Annotated in this window: 15 protein-coding genes and 1 tRNA gene; 9 read left to right on the forward strand and 7 right to left on the reverse strand. The window is 55.5% G+C overall.

All coding sequences use genetic code 11. The features are described 5' to 3' along the window. Positions 1-86 precede the first annotated feature (86 nt). Positions 87-1,067: a tRNA-modifying protein YgfZ gene (ygfZ, locus tag HBA26_RS19040; protein ID WP_028014323.1), complete on the reverse strand. Its 981-nt coding sequence runs from the start codon at positions 1,065-1,067 to the stop codon at positions 87-89. A 294-nt stretch (positions 1,068-1,361) separates the two neighbouring features. On the opposite strand from ygfZ, the gene sdhE reads away from it, so the two are divergent. Together sdhE and HBA26_RS19050 are read left to right on the forward strand one after the other, a co-directional pair. Further along, complete coding sequence (gene sdhE, locus HBA26_RS19045; protein WP_010435322.1) at positions 1,362-1,628, forward strand: FAD assembly factor SdhE; 267 nt, start codon at positions 1,362-1,364, stop codon at positions 1,626-1,628. After that, entirely contained in the window at positions 1,609-2,019 is a 411-nt protein-coding gene (locus tag HBA26_RS19050) for a protein YgfX (RefSeq protein WP_028014322.1), read from the forward strand. Before sdhE ends, HBA26_RS19050 begins: the two co-directional genes overlap by 20 nt. A 6-nt stretch (positions 2,020-2,025) precedes the next feature. Here the strand turns inward: HBA26_RS19050 and fldB are convergent, their stop codons facing one another. Further along, entirely contained in the window at positions 2,026-2,547 is a 522-nt protein-coding gene (fldB, locus tag HBA26_RS19055; protein WP_028014321.1) for a flavodoxin FldB, read from the reverse strand. Positions 2,548-2,648: 101 nt separating this feature from the next. Between fldB and xerD the strand changes: the two genes are divergently transcribed. The 5 genes from xerD to lysS all read left to right on the forward strand — a co-directional run bounded on the left by xerD (position 2,649) and on the right by lysS (position 8,742). Then, positions 2,649-3,545 (forward strand): site-specific tyrosine recombinase XerD, encoded by an 897-nt coding sequence (xerD, locus tag HBA26_RS19060; RefSeq protein WP_028014320.1) that lies wholly within the window; start codon positions 2,649-2,651, stop codon positions 3,543-3,545. A gap of 28 nt (positions 3,546-3,573) precedes the next feature. Further along, on the forward strand, positions 3,574-4,287 hold the full coding sequence (gene dsbC, locus HBA26_RS19065) for a bifunctional protein-disulfide isomerase/oxidoreductase DsbC (protein WP_028014319.1): 714 nt from the start codon (positions 3,574-3,576) through the stop codon (positions 4,285-4,287). Between the two features lie 5 nt (positions 4,288-4,292). Next, positions 4,293-6,026, forward strand: a complete 1,734-nt coding sequence (gene recJ, locus HBA26_RS19070) for a single-stranded-DNA-specific exonuclease RecJ (RefSeq protein WP_126344932.1) — start codon at positions 4,293-4,295, stop codon at positions 6,024-6,026. A 90-nt stretch (positions 6,027-6,116) separates the two neighbouring features. Next, positions 6,117-7,215, forward strand: a protein-coding gene (gene prfB / locus HBA26_RS19075; protein ID WP_100170824.1) for a peptide chain release factor 2 whose coding sequence is annotated in 2 segments (ribosomal slippage) — positions 6,117-6,191 and positions 6,193-7,215 — 1,098 coding nt in all. Because the reading frame shifts where the segments join, the coding sequence is not laid out codon by codon here. 9 nt (positions 7,216-7,224) lie between these two features. Beyond that, entirely contained in the window at positions 7,225-8,742 is a 1,518-nt protein-coding gene (gene lysS / locus HBA26_RS19080; RefSeq protein ID WP_014885130.1) for a lysine--tRNA ligase, read from the forward strand. Positions 8,743-8,780: 38 nt separating this feature from the next. Here the strand turns inward: lysS and idi are convergent, their stop codons facing one another. Next, positions 8,781-9,323, reverse strand: coding sequence for an isopentenyl-diphosphate Delta-isomerase (idi, locus tag HBA26_RS19085; protein WP_041908358.1), 543 nt, complete (start codon positions 9,321-9,323; stop codon positions 8,781-8,783). Between the two features lie 163 nt (positions 9,324-9,486). Between idi and actS the strand changes: the two genes are divergently transcribed. Both actS and HBA26_RS19095 read left to right on the forward strand, forming a co-directional pair. Then, positions 9,487-10,230, forward strand: coding sequence for an amidase activator ActS (actS, locus tag HBA26_RS19090; protein WP_126344933.1), 744 nt, complete (start codon positions 9,487-9,489; stop codon positions 10,228-10,230). A gap of 80 nt (positions 10,231-10,310) precedes the next feature. Continuing rightward, a tRNA-Gly gene (locus HBA26_RS19095) sits at positions 10,311-10,384 on the forward strand. A gap of 477 nt (positions 10,385-10,861) precedes the next feature. Here the strand turns inward: HBA26_RS19095 and HBA26_RS19100 are convergent. From HBA26_RS19100 to HBA26_RS19115, 4 genes are all read right to left on the reverse strand, one after another. After that, complete coding sequence (locus HBA26_RS19100; protein ID WP_126344934.1) at positions 10,862-11,992, reverse strand: PAAR domain-containing protein; 1,131 nt, start codon at positions 11,990-11,992, stop codon at positions 10,862-10,864. A gap of 276 nt (positions 11,993-12,268) precedes the next feature. Beyond that, positions 12,269-13,339: an ABC transporter ATP-binding protein gene (locus HBA26_RS19105; RefSeq protein WP_047367452.1), complete on the reverse strand. Its 1,071-nt coding sequence runs from the start codon at positions 13,337-13,339 to the stop codon at positions 12,269-12,271. Then, positions 13,332-15,101 (reverse strand): iron ABC transporter permease, encoded by a 1,770-nt coding sequence (locus HBA26_RS19110; RefSeq protein WP_045260923.1) that lies wholly within the window; start codon positions 15,099-15,101, stop codon positions 13,332-13,334. Before HBA26_RS19110 ends, HBA26_RS19105 begins: the two co-directional genes overlap by 8 nt. 79 nt (positions 15,102-15,180) lie before the next feature. Further along, positions 15,181-16,187, reverse strand: a 1,007-nt coding sequence (locus tag HBA26_RS19115) for an ABC transporter substrate-binding protein (RefSeq protein ID WP_166720985.1), incomplete at its 5' end; no start/stop codon positions are given.

Genomic DNA, 16,187 nt, shown 5'->3' on the forward strand with positions numbered 1-16,187 from the left:
TTGTTGTCGGGTGGCGGCTTCGCCTTACCCGACCTGGATTTGCACCCGTAGGCCCGGTAAGCGCAGCGCCACCGGGCGATAGAGCATCACTCTTCCAGTGAATACGGTAGCGGCTCAATACTCAACGTATTCGCGTCGTCGCGCACGCGGAACACGCTGTCCGCTTCCATGTCGTTGTTCATTACAGCCTGTACCAAAAGACGGCCATCGTCCAGCTGGACTGCGGCTAACACGGTACCGGTGCGGCGCCAGTTGTCGCCCATCTTCAGTTCTAAGTCTTCTCCTGCTTCCGGTACGCGGCTGGCATGGCCTGCCAGTGTCCACAACGCGCGTTTGTTTGCCCCACGGAATTTTGCACGCGCGACCATTTCCTGACCGGTGTAGCAGCCTTTTTTAAAGCTGATTCCCCCCAGCGCCTGCAGGTTAGTTGCCTGAGGAATAAACTGCGCGCTATTGGCTGCGTCAATTACCGGCAGACCCGCTTCGATGTTCAGCGCCAGCCACTGCTGGCTGTTGTTGAGCTGCGCTTCGCCGCGCAGCGCCTCGGTCACGCGTTCGGCTGTTGCGGCATCCGTGACTAACAGGAAGCGCTCTGCCGGGTGTTCAAACCACAGGATGGAAGTCGCGCCCTCGCTGACCACCTGTTTTTCTGCATCCGGCAGTTCAGCAAACAGGTTTTTCAGCGCCGCACGCGCCTGGAAGCCCGCCACGCCCAGCAGAACATGTTCGTCGTCCGGGGCGATGGTGACTTTGGAAAAGACCGCGTATTTTTTCAGTTCTTTGAGCTGCGCATCGCGCAGGCTGCGGCGCTCAATAAAGGCAAAACCGTCCTGACGGCGGAAGAGACGCAGGTTGCTCCACATTTTGCCCTTAGGATCGCAGTGCGCGGCCAGCAGATGCTGGTGTTCAGTCAACTGCGCAACATCCGCAGTCACCTGACCCTGCAAGTATTTTTCGGCGTCGGCGCCGGAGAGGGTTGCCAGCGCCCAGTCATCAAGAGAAATAAGCGTCAGCGGCAGACGCGCAGAGGCGGCGGGCTGGCGAGGAGAAAATGGTGTAAAGGCCATAACGGTATCCTGAATTGCTTAACGCTTTGATAATGCCTAATGGTAAAAGAGCCTGCAGGCATTGCAAGCGCTTTCAGCAGACCATTTGTGCCATAAACGGGTTATGCGTAACGCTACGCAAAATAGCGTAATCCGCTGTCTATGTAGGGATAATTCTGGAAGCCTGCTCGTCAAACGCAATATTCCAGTAATGAAACGGTCAAAAACACGTTACACTAGCTGGTGTCCCCGTAGAGAAATTAAGAACAGAAAACGGGGTACCGACTGTGCCAAACGTAATGCAGGAAACTGAACATGGATATTAACAACAAGGCCCGTATTCACTGGGCATGCCGTCGCGGAATGCGTGAACTTGATATTTCCATCATGCCTTTCTTCGAATATGAGTACGACAGCTTAAGCGATGATGATAAGCGTCTGTTTGTTCGCCTGCTTGAGTCTGACGATCCGGATTTATTCAACTGGCTGATGAACCACGGCAAACCCGCCGACACCGAGTTGCAACGGATGGTGCAATTAATTCAAACACGGAATCGGGAACGTGGTCCTGTGGCAATCTGATCTTCGCGTCTCGTGGCGCTCGCAGTGGATGTCTTTATTGCTCCACGGGCTGGTTGCGGCCATCGTTTTACTCATGCCGTGGCCGCTCAGCTATACGCCGCTGTGGCTGCTATTACTTTCGTTTGTTGTTTTTGACAGCGTACGCAGCCAGCGTCGCATTAACGCGCGTCAGGGCGAGATCAAGCTGTTGATGGATTCCCGCCTGCGCTGGCAGGGAAAAGAGTGGGATATTCTCGGTGTGCCCTGGATGCTTAACGCCGGGATGATGCTACGGTTACGCAAAGTGGGGGGCGGACGTTGCCAGCACCTGTGGCTGGCGGCGGACAGTATGGACGCATCAGAATGGCGGGATCTGCGCCGGATGTTGCTGCAACAGCCGACGCAGGAGTAACGCGCGTTAGCTGAATTTTTCTGCCATTTCGCCGAGGATCTGCTCGCACCAGGCCTGCAGGCGCTCGTCGCTGAGATCGTACTGATTGGTTTCATCCAGCGCGAGCCCGACAAACAGCTCGCCGTCGGCAATAATCGGCTTTTTACTGGTGAATTCATACCCTTCGGTTGGCCAGTAGCCGATAAACGCCGCCCCTTTTGGTGCCAGTTTATCGTGCAGCATGCCGAGTGCGTCCAGGAACCATTCGCCGTAGCCTAACTGGTCACCCATGCCGTACATCGCAATAATTTTACCGTCGAAATTGACTGAATCGAGCTGATCCCAGATGGCTTCCCAGTCTTCCTGTATCTCACCAAAGTCCCAGGTTGGGATGCCCAGAATCAGCACATCGTACTGCTCCATCAAGGCGACCGCGTCATCTTTCAGGTTATGCAACGTCACCAGTTCCGGGCCAATGATGTCGCGAATTTTCTCCGCCGCCATTTCGGTGTAGCAGGTGCTGGAACCATAGAACAGACCAATATTCATCGCGTAACTATCTCAATTCTTGCTATGACTTTGCGCGTAGTGTACCAGAAACCGGTCGCAATCAGGCATAATGGCCTGACTGCAAAATCAAAGGGGCTGATGTGGAAAAGGATCTCGCACTCGTTGAACAGTTTCTCGACGCGCTGTGGCTGGAGAAAAATCTGGCCGAGAATACCCTCAGTGCCTACCGGCGCGATCTCACCATGCTGGTGGAGTGGCTGGCGCGTCGGGAGCTATCGCTTGCGAGCGCGCAAAGCGACGACCTGCAGGCGCTGCTCGCTGAACGCGTAGAAGGGGGGTACAAAGCCACCAGCTCTGCACGCTTGCTCAGCGCAATGCGTCGGCTTTTCCAGCATCTTTATCGGGAGAAGATTCGCGAAGACGATCCCAGCGCGCTGCTGGCGTCCCCGAAACTCCCGCAGCGGCTGCCGAAAGATCTCAGCGAAGCACAAGTTGAGAGATTATTACAGTCACCGGCTGTTGACCTGCCGCTGGAGTTACGCGATAAAGCCATGCTTGAGCTATTGTATGCTACCGGCTTGCGCGTTTCGGAACTGGTTGGCCTGACGATGAGCGACATCAGCCTGCGTCAGGGCGTGGTGCGCGTCATCGGTAAAGGAAACAAGGAAAGGCTGGTTCCGCTGGGAGAAGAGGCGGTTTACTGGCTGGAGACGTATCTTGAGCATGGCCGCCCCTGGCTGCTCAATGGCGCGTCTATCGACGTCCTGTTTCCGAGCCAGCGCGCGCAGCAGATGACGCGACAAACGTTCTGGCATCGCATCAAGCATTACGCCACACTGGCGGGTATCGACAGTGAAAAGCTTTCGCCGCACGTATTGCGTCACGCCTTCGCGACGCATCTGTTAAACCACGGCGCAGATTTACGCGTGGTGCAGATGCTGCTGGGACACAGCGATCTTTCAACGACGCAAATTTACACCCATGTCGCGACGGAACGCCTGCGGCAGCTACACCAACAGCACCACCCTCGTGCGTGAGTGCCGACAAATTGTAACAGGATCAATTATGAAAAAGTCTTTCGTGCTGTTCACCCTGCTGGCAGCCTCATTTACCGGCTTCGCCCATGCGGATGACGCCGCCATCAAACAGTCTCTGGCTAAGCTTGGCGTCACCAGCAGCGACATCCAGCCTGCGCCGGTTGCCGGTATGAAAACCGTACTGACCAACAGCGGCGTGCTGTACGTCACCGAAGATGGCAAACACTTTATTCAGGGACCGCTGTACGACGTGAGCGGCGCGCAGCCGGTGAACGTCACCAACCAGCTGCTGATGAAAAACCTGAACGCGCTCGAAAAAGAGATGATCGTCTATAAAGCGGCGCAGGAAAAACATGTGATTACCGTCTTCACCGACATCACCTGTGGCTACTGCCACAAGCTGCATGAACAGATGAAAGACTATAACGCGCTGGGCATTACCGTGCGTTACCTGGCCTTCCCGCGCGCAGGCGTACAGAGCAAGCCAGAGCAGGACATGAAAGCGATCTGGTGTGCCAAAGACCGCAACAAAGCGTTTGATGACGCGATGAACGGTAAAGACGTTAAGCCTGCCTCCTGCGACATCGACATTGCTAACCACTACGCGCTGGGCGTGCAGTTTGGCGTGAGCGGTACGCCAGCGATTGTCCTGAGTAACGGCTATGTTGTTCCGGGCTATCAGGGACCGAAAGAGATGAAAGAGTTTCTCGACGCGCACCAGAAACAGTTTGGTGGTAAATAATTCGCGTGAAAGCCCCCATCAAATTGCGCCGCCGCGAGGCGGTTGAACACGTTGATTTACCGGACGATCTCCCGCCGCTGCTAAAGCGCCTCTACGCCAGCCGCGGCGTGCGTCGCGCAGAGGATCTTGAGCGCAGCGTGAAAGGGATGCTGCCCTGGCAGCAGCTGAACGGTATCGAGAAAGCTACCGAAATGCTCTACAACGCGCTGCGTGAGGGAACGCGCATTGTGGTGGTAGGGGATTTCGACGCCGACGGCGCAACCAGCACCGCCCTGAGCGTGCTCAGCCTGCGCGCGCTGGGCTGCGATAATGTCACCTATCTGGTGCCGAACCGCTTTGAAGACGGCTATGGCCTCAGCCCGGAGGTGGTCGATCAGGCCCATGCCCGCGGTGCGCAGATGATCATGACCGTCGACAACGGGATCTCCTCCCATGCGGGCGTCGATCATGCTCACACTTTGGGGATCCCGGTGCTGGTCACCGATCATCACCTGCCCGGCGATACGCTCCCCGCAGCAGAAGCGATTATTAACCCCAACCTGCGCGACTGCGATTTCCCGTCGAAATCCCTCGCCGGCGTGGGCGTGGCGTTTTATCTGATGCTGGCGTTGCGTACTCTCTTACGCGATAAGGGCTGGTTCGAATCCCGCGGCATTGCCGTTCCAAACCTGGCCGAATACCTCGACCTGGTGGCGCTGGGCACCGTGGCGGACGTGGTACCTCTTGATGCCAATAACCGCATTTTGACCTGGCAGGGCTTAAGCCGTATTCGCGCGGGCAAGTGCCGTCCCGGAATTAAGGCGCTGCTGGAGATTGCCAACCGCGATCCGCTTAAGCTGGCGGCAAGCGACCTGGGCTTTGCCCTCGGGCCGCGTCTGAACGCTGCCGGAAGGCTGGACGATATGTCCGTCGGCGTGGCGCTGCTGCTGTGCGACAACATCGGCGAAGCGCGCGTGCTGGCCAACGAGCTGGACGCCCTGAACCAGACCCGTAAAGAGATTGAGCAGGGGATGCAGGCCGAAGCGCTGACCCTGTGCGAAAAACTTGAGCGCAGCGGCGATACGCTGCCGGGCGGGCTGGCAATGTACCACCCCGAGTGGCATCAGGGCGTGGTCGGCATTCTGGCGTCGCGCATTAAAGAGCGCTTCCACCGCCCGGTGATCGCGTTTGCGCCTGCGGGCGACGGCACGCTGAAAGGCTCTGGCCGTTCGATTCAGGGGCTGCACATGCGCGATGCGCTGGAGCGTCTCGACACGCTTCATCCGAACCTGATGATTAAGTTCGGCGGCCACGCGATGGCGGCAGGTTTGTCGCTGGAAGAGGCAAAGTTCGACGAGTTCCAGCGCCTGTTTGGCGAGCTGGTCACCGAGTGGATTGACCCGGCGCTGCTGCAGGGCGAAGTGGTCTCTGACGGTGAGCTGTCTGTCTCCGAAATGACGATGGAGGTCGCGCAGATGCTGCGCGATGCCGGTCCATGGGGGCAAATGTTCCCGGAACCGCTGTTCGACGGGCGATTCCGCCTGCTGCAGCAGCGTATCGTCGGCGAACGTCACCTGAAAGTGATGGTTGAGCCGATGGGCGGCGGACCGCTGCTGGATGGCATCGCCTTCAACGTTGACACCTCCATCTGGCCAGACAACGGCGTGCGCGAGGTCGAGCTGGCGTACAAACTGGATATCAACGAGTTTCGCGGTAACCGCACCCTTCAGATCATCATCGACAATATCTGGCCAATTTAGCGGCAGTAATCTCTATAAAAAAGGGCGTGGATTCGGTACAATCCCGCTCTTATCACCGCATTTTGACAAGTCCATAAAAGAAAACAGACCATGTTTGAAATTAATCCGGTAAAAAACCGTATTCAGGACCTCACGGAGCGCTCTGACGTTCTTAGGGGGTATCTTTGACTACGATGCCAAGAAAGAGCGTCTTGAAGAAGTAAACGCCGAGCTGGAACAGCCGGACGTCTGGAACGAACCTGAACGCGCACAGGCGCTGGGTAAAGAGCGTTCCTCTCTCGAAGCTATCGTAGATACGTTAGATCAAATGGCTCAGGGGCTGGAAGACGTTTCCGGTTTGCTGGAGCTGGCCGTCGAAGCCGACGACGAAGAAACCTTTAACGAAGCCGTGGCAGAACTCGACGGGCTGGAAGAGAAGCTGGCACAGCTGGAATTCCGTCGCATGTTCTCCGGCGAATACGACAGCGCTGACTGCTATCTCGATATTCAGGCAGGTTCTGGCGGTACCGAAGCGCAGGACTGGGCCAGCATGCTGACGCGTATGTATCTGCGTTGGGCGGAAGCGCGCGGCTTCAAAACCGAAATTATCGAAGAGTCTGAAGGTGAAGTGGCCGGTATTAAATCCGTCACTATCAAGATCATTGGCGACTACGCCTACGGCTGGCTGCGTACCGAAACCGGCGTTCACCGCCTGGTGCGTAAGAGCCCGTTTGACTCCGGTGGCCGTCGTCATACTTCCTTCAGCTCCGCGTTTGTTTACCCGGAAGTTGACGAAGATATCGATATCGAAATTAACCCGGCGGACCTGCGTATTGACGTTTACCGCGCGTCCGGCGCGGGTGGTCAGCACGTTAACCGTACGGAATCTGCGGTGCGTATTACCCACATTCCAACCGGGCTGGTAACACAGTGCCAGAACGACCGTTCCCAGCATAAGAACAAAGACCAGGCCATGAAGCAGATGAAAGCGAAGCTTTATGAGCTGGAGATGCAGAAGAAAAATGCTGAGAAACAGGCGATGGAAGACAACAAGTCCGACATCGGTTGGGGCAGCCAGATCCGTTCTTACGTCCTTGATGACTCCCGCATCAAAGACCTGCGTACCGGGGTTGAAACCCGCAACACGCAGGCGGTGCTGGACGGCAGCCTGGACCAATTTATCGAAGCAAGTTTGAAAGCAGGGTTATGAGGAACCAACATGTCTGAACAACAAGCACAGGGCGCTGACGCGGTAGTCGATCTTAACAACGAACTGAAAACCCGCCGCGAGAAGCTGGCAGCGCTGCGCGAGCAGGGCGTGCCGTTCCCGAACGATTTTCGTCGTGACCACACCTCAGACCAACTGCACGCTGACTTCGACGGTAAAGAGAACGAAGAGCTGGAAGCGCTGAACATTGAAGTGGCCGTTGCAGGCCGTATGATGACCCGCCGTATCATGGGTAAAGCCTCCTTCGTGACCTTGCAGGACGTGGGTGGCCGTATTCAGCTGTACGTTTCCCGTGACGACCTGCCGGAAGGCATCTACAACGAGCAGTTCAAAAAGTGGGACCTGGGCGATATCCTGGGCGCGAAAGGTAAACTGTTTAAAACCAAAACCGGTGAACTGTCTATCCACTGCACCGAGCTGCGCCTGCTGACCAAAGCCCTCCGCCCGCTGCCGGACAAGTTCCACGGCCTGCAGGATCAGGAAGCGCGCTATCGTCAGCGTTACCTGGATCTCATCTCTAACGATGAATCCCGCAAGACCTTCAAAATTCGCTCCCAGATCATGGCCGGTATCCGCCAGTTCATGGTCAACCGCGACTTTATGGAAGTGGAAACCCCGATGATGCAGGTGATCCCTGGCGGCGCGTCTGCGCGTCCGTTCATCACTCATCACAACGCCCTGGACCTGGACATGTACCTGCGTATCGCGCCGGAACTGTACCTGAAGCGTCTGGTGGTCGGTGGTTTCGACCGCGTGTTTGAAATCAACCGTAACTTCCGTAACGAAGGTATCTCCGTTCGCCATAACCCAGAGTTCACCATGATGGAACTCTATATGGCGTACGCAGACTACAAAGATCTGATCGAGCTGACCGAATCCCTGTTCCGTACCCTGGCGCAGGACATTCTGGGCACCACGCAGGTTCCTTACGGTGAAGAAGTCTTCGACTTCGGCAAGCCGTTCGAAAAACTGACCATGCGCGAAGCGATCAAGAAGTACCGTCCGGAAACCAACATGGCGGATCTGGATAACTTCGACTCTGCGAAGGCCATCGCTGAAAGCATCGGCATCAAGGTTGAGAAGAGCTGGGGTCTGGGCCGTATCGTGACCGAGATCTTCGAAGAAGTGGCGGAAGCACACCTGATTCAGCCGACCTTCATTACCGAATACCCGGCGGAAGTCTCTCCACTGGCGCGTCGTAATGACGAGAACCCGGAAATCACCGACCGTTTCGAATTCTTCATCGGCGGCCGTGAAATCGGCAACGGCTTTAGCGAGCTGAACGATGCGGAAGACCAGGCGCAGCGTTTCCAGGATCAGGTTGACGCGAAAGCAGCAGGCGATGACGAAGCGATGTTCTTCGATGAAGACTATGTGACCGCGCTGGAGCACGGCCTGCCGCCAACTGCAGGTCTGGGTATTGGTATCGACCGTATGGTGATGCTGTTCACCAACAGCCACACCATTCGTGACGTGATCCTGTTCCCGGCAATGCGCCCGGTGAAATAAGGCGTTACGTTGCTAAAAAAGCCCCGAAAGGGGCTTTTTTATTGCGCAGCGAACGCTCTCAGCGCGTCTCGCGCGACCGTTGCTTCCTGCACCATCCACGGGCTAAAGCTCCATGGGGCGGCGTCCAGCGCGCGGAATAACGACTCCAGCGTCACCCATTCAAATGCCATCACTTCATCATGGTTAATTCGCAGTTCGCTGGTGACGCGGGCAGCGAAGACCGGGCAAATCTCGTTTTCAACGATCCCGGAAGGATCCGTTTCGCGGTAGCGGAATTCTGAGGCGACAGGCGTAATCGCGGTAATTTCTGCGCCAATCTCATCGCGGCAGCGACGGATAATTGCCTCTTCCGTCCGTTCACCCGATTGAGGGTGACCGCAGACAGAATTCGTCCAGACGCCCGGCCAGGCTTTTTTACTTAGTGCGCGTCGGGTTACCAGACACTCGCCTTCGGCGTTAAACAGCCAGGATGAGAACGCCAGATGCAGCGGGGTTTGGGCAGTATGCGCGGCGTATTTTTCCTGAGTGCCAATCACCATTCCCTGGTCATTAACCAAAATAACGTGTTCTTGAATACTCATTCATGCTCCAGTGCCAACGATGCGGATGGTTCTGCACCATCAACAGGGAGCATTATACGGCAATCTTATACGAACGGTTTGTTTCCTGGAGCGGAAAAGGGCTGACCCATATCTCTCCGGGCTGGTATCATAGTGCGCCATTCACGCTGACCGAGGATCTGTTTTGTTTGCAGGAAGCCTGACGAGAAACCCCATCATCGCCATCTTTTGCCTGACGCTGACGCTATTCCTGGCTGGCTGTTCAGGAAGCAAATCGTCGGATATGGGTAGCTATTCCGGTTCGGTCTATACCGTTAAGCGCGGGGATACGCTGTACCGGATTTCGCGCGCAACGGGGACCAGCGTGAAGGATCTGGCGCGCCTGAATAACATCTCTCCGCCGTACACCATCGAAGTGGGGCAAAAGCTCAAGGTGAACAGCAGTTCATCCTCGGGCAAAAAATCCTCATCGAAAGGCAAAACCGCCAAAGTGACGCCATCCTATCAGGTACCGCAATCGTCATGGCCGCCGGTCGGACAGCGCTGCTGGATTTGGCCTGCCAGCGGTAAAGTGGTCGCCCCTTACTCACTCTCTGAAGGTGGCAATAAGGGTATTGATATCGCTGCTGCGCGCGGTACGCCGGTTTATGCCTCCGGGGCAGGGAAGGTGGTTTACGTCGGTAACCAGCTACGCGGCTACGGTAACCTGATCATGATTAAGCATGGCGAAGATTACATCACCGCCTACGCGCATAACGACACGATGCTGGTCAACAACGGGCAGAACGTGAAGGCGGGGCAAAAGATTGCCACCATGGGCAGTACCGGTACCGATTCGGTGAAGCTGCACTTCCAGATCCGCTATAAGGCGACGGCCATCGATCCGCAACGCTATCTTCCTGCGCCCGGCAGCAAACCGAAGTGCTAAGTGATTATTTAATCGCCGGTTAGTTGTGAAGAGGCTTGTATGAAGGTGCGTAAGGTCTATAATGCCTTACGCACCTCAAAGCGGGCGTAGTTCAATGGTAGAACGAGAGCTTCCCAAGCTCTATACGAGGGTTCGATTCCCTTCGCCCGCTCCAGTTTTTCCCCTTGTGGACAAGCCTTAAAAGCCTTCTCTTTCAGCAGCTTAAATATTTACCTATTTTAGTCGCCTATCGGTTCTACCAGTGTGATCCGCCCTTGGTAACGGTTTCTGAGAAGTTAACGGCGAAGACCAGATCTAAATACAGCACGATAACGTAATACGCTAGGCAGATCAGCGCGATACTTCGTCACCTGAGCCAGAATTTCTTATTCATCATCTCACTTTTTTAAAAATAAGTAAGATTAGGGGTACGCAAATCACAAATCCGTAAATTGCTGCATCGAAAACTATGCCTGTCGCTTGAAGGATAGAATCAATCGAAGCATGGTATTCATTCAACGGTACTGGGTTAGAAAATTGCATACTTTCATTCTCGCTGAAAGCAGAAAATGAGAATGTAGCCAGCGCCAACCCGATAAAGTAGCAAAACGATACAATGCCAATTCCGCCCCAGCGGAGAATAGTTTTAGTTCTATTCGTCATTATCATAAGAACCACCTAATACGCCGCCCACAGTGCCGCCTGAATACGGAGACAATGAATCTCCAATAGCGGCTCCATCTGCAACGAGATGTTGAAATTTCCCACCGGGAGTCTCCTGGAATGGCTGCAAATTGCCTGAATTAGGGAATTGCTCTTTGAATGTGCTTGTCATCTCAACGACAAGCATTGAGGACATGTCGCCACCTTTTGTGATGAGAAATTTTTGCAGAGATACAGGAATGGTGAAATCCTCCTCGGCATCGATAGGTAGCTGTGTTGTCTTCGATGTGTAACCATGCTCGAATATTCTTGAGCCTGCATACTTGATCCCTTCGACTGAATGTGTGGTGCAGTTTCTGCCAGTTACATCATACCCGTCAATGGTGCGGCCTCTTCTCCTCGTGGTTGCTTTCATGTTTGACGTTTGGAACGATGGTTTACTGCTGTTCCATAAGCCTTCGAAAAATGCTCTTGTCTTCACAGGGTCTGCATCGTCTATGCGGAAAACACGAGCACCCATCTCATAGAGTTCAGAACGATAGTAAACCCTTGCGTCTTCATCTTGCAGGAAGTTAAGAACACCATCTCCCGTAAAGCCTAAACGATTGGTTCTGCCATAGCGACCATACGTGTAGAGAAAGATATTGTTATTCTCGTGCACCGAAACGAAAGCGTGACCTGCGTTTTTGGTTTCAGTCCAGATGTAAACGCCGTTCAATAACGGGTTATCTTTGGGTTTGCAGGTTTCAGCAAAGTTATTAGTTTGGGGATCGTCAATCGGGCCGGGAAGAACGGGAAATTCCACAACGTGAGATTGGGCTGTGTCGGCATTCGCTGCCTTTGTAGAAAATTCGTAAGTGTCATCGATGGAAGGAATAAAACGTGATTTGCAGGGGCAGGAACTACGGCTGTGCAGTGTTCCGGCTACCCTTTTACCATGTATGTCATCACTATCAAGACCGCCGCAGATACGATAATAGCCTGGGTGTTTGCCACAGGTTACTTTATGGCCTTCACATGCCATGTCTTTATCGAAAAATTGATGGTCGGAGCATCCTTCAAGAATCCTACCACCGCAAGCTGTCTTATCACCCCTAAATAAAAAATGACCAATAGCCATTCGTCCTTATCCTTGTTTTGCTTGTAAGTCCATGTGGAAAGTGTAGGCTTTTGGTGCTGGCGAGTAAATGAGCAAATCGAACACAAACAAAGTGTAACTGTGAGTGGATTTTAGTTAAGTCATAAATCACAACGGGTTTAACATAGACCTCAAAGTCATTCATAGATTTACTGCCGCCCCGGCAGACGAGCCTGCTCTATCTAAAAAAGTGAGGACCTTTGGTACGCTGTTCATGTTTTCTAACGTAAAAGGCTGCATTACGCAGCCTTTTAAAATTCACCCTTTCGGGAACACCCAAACATGCTTCTCCGGCAGTGAAAGATGGCAGTGCTGCGGATCCCGAACCTCATGCCCGTACGCGCGAATGACAAAATCATCTCCCGGCGTGCGGAACAGGTACTCCCAGCGGTCGCCAAGATACATGCTGGTGAGCAGCGGCAGCTCAAGCTGATTTTCCCCTGGCCCCTCAACCACCGCCACGCGCTCGACCCGGATCACCGCCGTAGCGTCATTACCGCTCTGTACCCCTTCGCCCGCCTGGCCCCACAGCACCCAGCCTTTCCCTTCGATACGCGCTCTGCCGTCGCGCACTTCGGTGACCTTGCCGTGCAGGCGGTTGTTGCTGCCCATAAACTCTGCGGTAAACAGCGTTTTCGGCGAGCCGTACATCTCCTGCGGCGTGCCCTGTTGCTCAATTTTGCCGTTGTTAAGCAGCAGGATGCGGTCGGATATGGACATCGCTTCGTTCTGGTCGTGCGTCACCATCAGCGCGGATAACCCGAGCTTGATAATCAGCTCGCGCAGGAACACGCGGGCCTCTTCGCGCAGCTTGGCGTCGAGGTTGGAAAGCGGCTCGTCCAGCAAAATCACCGGTGGGTTGTACACCAGCGCCCGGCCAATAGCCACGCGCTGCTGTTGCCCGCCGGAGAGCTGGTGCGGGTGACGTTTGCCAAGATGGCCCAGACCCAGCTGGTCCAGCACGTCCTGTACGCGCTGCTGGATCTCTTTGGCCGGAACTTTACGCAGCTTGAGCGGATAGGCCACGTTCTCAAACACGGTTTTGTGCGGCCACAGGGCATAGGACTGGAACACCAGCCCCAGGTTACGCTCTTCTGCCGGGATCTCACTGCGCGGCGTGCCGTCGTAAACTTTATTGTTGCCAATGACAATCGACCCCTGCGTCGGTTTTTCCAGACCCGCGACGGCACGCAGCAGGGTGGTTTTACCACTGCCGGAGGGGCCTAACAAGGAGACCACTTCGCCGCGCTTCAGGTTCATGGAGACACCTTTTAAAACAGGATTGTCGCCGTAGGTTAAGTGCAGATCGTCAACCGCTAATTCAATCATGTATTTTCACTCCGAAACGAAGGGCAATGCCCAGACCTACCACGACCAGCAGGATGTTAATGAAAGAGAGCGCCGCCACGATATCAATGGCACCCGCGGCCCAGAGGGAAACCAGCATTGAACCGATGGTCTCCGTGCCGGGGGAAAGCAGATACACACCCGTTGAGTATTCGCGCTCAAAGATCAGAAACATCAGCAGCCACGAACCAATAAGACCGTAGCGGGAGAGGGGAATGGTCACATGGCGGGTGATCTGCCCGCGCGTCGCCCCGGTGCTGCGCGCGGCTTCTTCAAGCTCTGGCCCCACCTGCAGCAGCGTGGAAGAGATAAGCCTCAGCCCGTAAGCCATCCACACCACGGTATAGGCCAGCCAGACGCTGAAAATGGTGCTGCGCAGCGAACGCAGCCAGACGATGACGTTCTCGCGCATCCAGTCGGTCCAGGCGAACCCGGAAAGCCAGCCGGATTTCAGCGAGTTGTCCAGCCACATCGGCAGGAACAGGAACACCCACAGGAACGCCAGACCGGCAAGCAGGCCAGGCACGGCGCGCGGCACCAGCACGCTGTAGTCCAGGAAGCGCGTGGTGTTATCCGGTTTACGGTGCATCGCAATCCCGACGAACAGGTAGCACGCCACGGCCAGCGCGCCGCCAATCACCCCAATTGCCATGGAGTTGACGATGGCGCGCAGCAGGTTGGGCTGTGCCCAGATGGTGCGGAAAGTGCTCAGCGAAAGCTCATCCCACAGCGAAACGCCCACACCCCAGTTGGAGATAAACGCGCGCAGCACCACGCCGAGCAGCGGCACGCCGATGGTGACGGTGAGCCAGAAGGCAACCACCGCCCCGGCAACCCAGCGCCATTTGCCCAGCGGTAACGCGCGAGCCTGTGAGGCTTTCCCTTTCATCGTGACGAAGCGGTTGGCGGTGCGCATCAGACGGCGCTGGAGCATCACCAGCGGGATGGTGATGCAAATCAGCACCACGGCAACCGCCGCCATCAGGTGATAGGAAGGCGTGCCGAGCTTGTTCGTCAGCTGGTACAGGTAGGTTGCCAGCACCATATTGCCTTCCGGATCGCCGAGCACCAGCATCAGGCCAAATACTTCCAGCCCGAGGAAGAACAGCAGCACGATGGCGTACAGGATCGACGGGCGCACCATCGGCAGGCTGACCGAGGTCATCACCTGCAGCGGAGAGGCACCCGCAATGCGCGCGGCTTCTTCCACATCAGAGCCGACGCTGCGCAGCGCGGATGAAATATAGAGATAGGCATGCGGCACGTGCGTCAGGCCAGCAATGACCACGATGCTCGACATATCGTAGATGTTCCACGGCACAAAGCCGATCAGCGCCTGCGCCCACAGGGACAGAAAGCCCACCGGACCGGCGGCCACCACATAGCCAAAGCCGAGCACCATCGGCGATACAAAAATGGGGACCAGGATCAGCGGTTCAATCAGGCGGCGGCCGGGCAGGTCGGTGCGAACCATCAGAAACGCCAGTACGCCACCCAGCGGAATGGCGATGATGACCAGCCCGAAGGCGAGAATAAAGCCGCTTCTCAGAGCCTTATAGAAATCAGGGTCGGTGAAGATAAAGCCAAATGATTCAAGGCTCCACTCTTTTGCCGGAGAAAAGAACGGAGCGGACAGGAAGCTCTGTATCACGATAAATGACAGCGGCGTGTAGATAACCAGAGCGGTTATCAGCACGACGATGCCGCGCGGCAGGCTTTGCCACTTTCTGCGTAATGTATTCATGGGGTATCCCTGGTGTTGCAGCCCAATAAAACGAACTCAGTCGACAGGGAGCGCGACGGCGTGCGCCGCGCCCGAACGCTTATTTGGCGGCGGCTGCACGCCACTCTTTGATGTACTCCAGGCGTTTTTTCGGCTGCAGGTACTCCAGCAGCGTTTCATCAACCGGGATCGGCTTCAGCGCGTTACCGAGGATTTTGGTCAGGCCGTCAATATCATTTTTGCCTTCGATATCGTTACGGATGGAGGGAATATCCGCCTGACTGGCCAGAATGCTTTGCCCTTTTTCAGACAACACATAGTCCAGCCACAGTTTTGCCGCATTGCTGTTTTGCGCCTGCTGGCTGATGAACGACACGCGCGAGAGCACCAGCGTGTAATCTTTCGGGTACGAAATGCCGAGAGAAGGATCGTTCTTCGCGCGGGCTTCAGCATAGGATCCGAGGATGTTAAAGCCGATCAGGTTTTCACCGGAGGAAACCCTCTCCATCATGGTGCCCGTTGATGACTGCACCGCTAAGCCGCCTTTGGCGACGTCGGCCAGGGTTTTAAAGTAGTTTGGATCGGCCTTGTGATCCTGCACGGAAAGCATAAAGCCAAGACCCGATTTTTCGATGTCGTAGGTGGTGACTTTGCTCTTGAATTTGTCCGTCTGGCTGGCAATCAGCTTCGCCAGCGCAGCGTGAGAATCCGGCACGTCGCCAGCCGGGATCAGGCGCTTGTTGTAGATAAAGACCACTGGCTCATAGGTGGTGCCGTATGCCTTATCTTTCCAGACTGCCCATTTCGGCAGCTGACTTTGCTCCGGCGATTTGTACTCCATGGCGTAGTCGGTGGCGAGTTTCAGCCCGGTGTCCATTGAGGAGCTCCAGACCACGTCGCCGCTACCGCCACCGGAGGCCTGTTCGCTGATAAAACGGTTGTACAGCTCGGTGCTGTTCATGTCGTTGTATTCAACTTTGATGCCCGGGTAGGTTTTTTCGAAGCCCGCAATCAGCGGCCCGGCGGCTTTGGTGTCGGTGGTGGAGTAAATCACCACCTTGCCCTCTTTGGTGGCGGCATCGACAACTTTTTGATACTCAGCAGGAT

This window comes from Enterobacter sp. 725m/11 (assembly GCF_011683705.1).
In the GTDB taxonomy this organism is placed as follows: domain Bacteria; phylum Pseudomonadota; class Gammaproteobacteria; order Enterobacterales; family Enterobacteriaceae; genus Enterobacter; species Enterobacter bugandensis.

Coding starts and splice junctions, on each gene's coding strand:
- ygfZ (WP_028014323.1), bottom strand. CDS start 1,067: ATGGCCTTTACACCATTTTCTCCTCGCCAGCCCGCCGCCTCTGCGCGT.
- sdhE (WP_010435322.1), top strand. CDS start 1,362: ATGGATATTAACAACAAGGCCCGTATTCACTGGGCATGCCGTCGCGGA.
- fldB (WP_028014321.1), bottom strand. CDS start 2,547: ATGAATATTGGTCTGTTCTATGGTTCCAGCACCTGCTACACCGAAATG.
- dsbC (WP_028014319.1), top strand. CDS start 3,574: ATGAAAAAGTCTTTCGTGCTGTTCACCCTGCTGGCAGCCTCATTTACC.
- lysS (WP_014885130.1), top strand. CDS start 7,225: ATGTCTGAACAACAAGCACAGGGCGCTGACGCGGTAGTCGATCTTAAC.
- idi (WP_041908358.1), bottom strand. CDS start 9,323: ATGAGTATTCAAGAACACGTTATTTTGGTTAATGACCAGGGAATGGTG.
- HBA26_RS19100 (WP_126344934.1), bottom strand. CDS start 11,992: ATGGCTATTGGTCATTTTTTATTTAGGGGTGATAAGACAGCTTGCGGT.
- HBA26_RS19105 (WP_047367452.1), bottom strand. CDS start 13,339: ATGATTGAATTAGCGGTTGACGATCTGCACTTAACCTACGGCGACAAT.
- HBA26_RS19110 (WP_045260923.1), bottom strand. CDS start 15,101: ATGAATACATTACGCAGAAAGTGGCAAAGCCTGCCGCGCGGCATCGTC.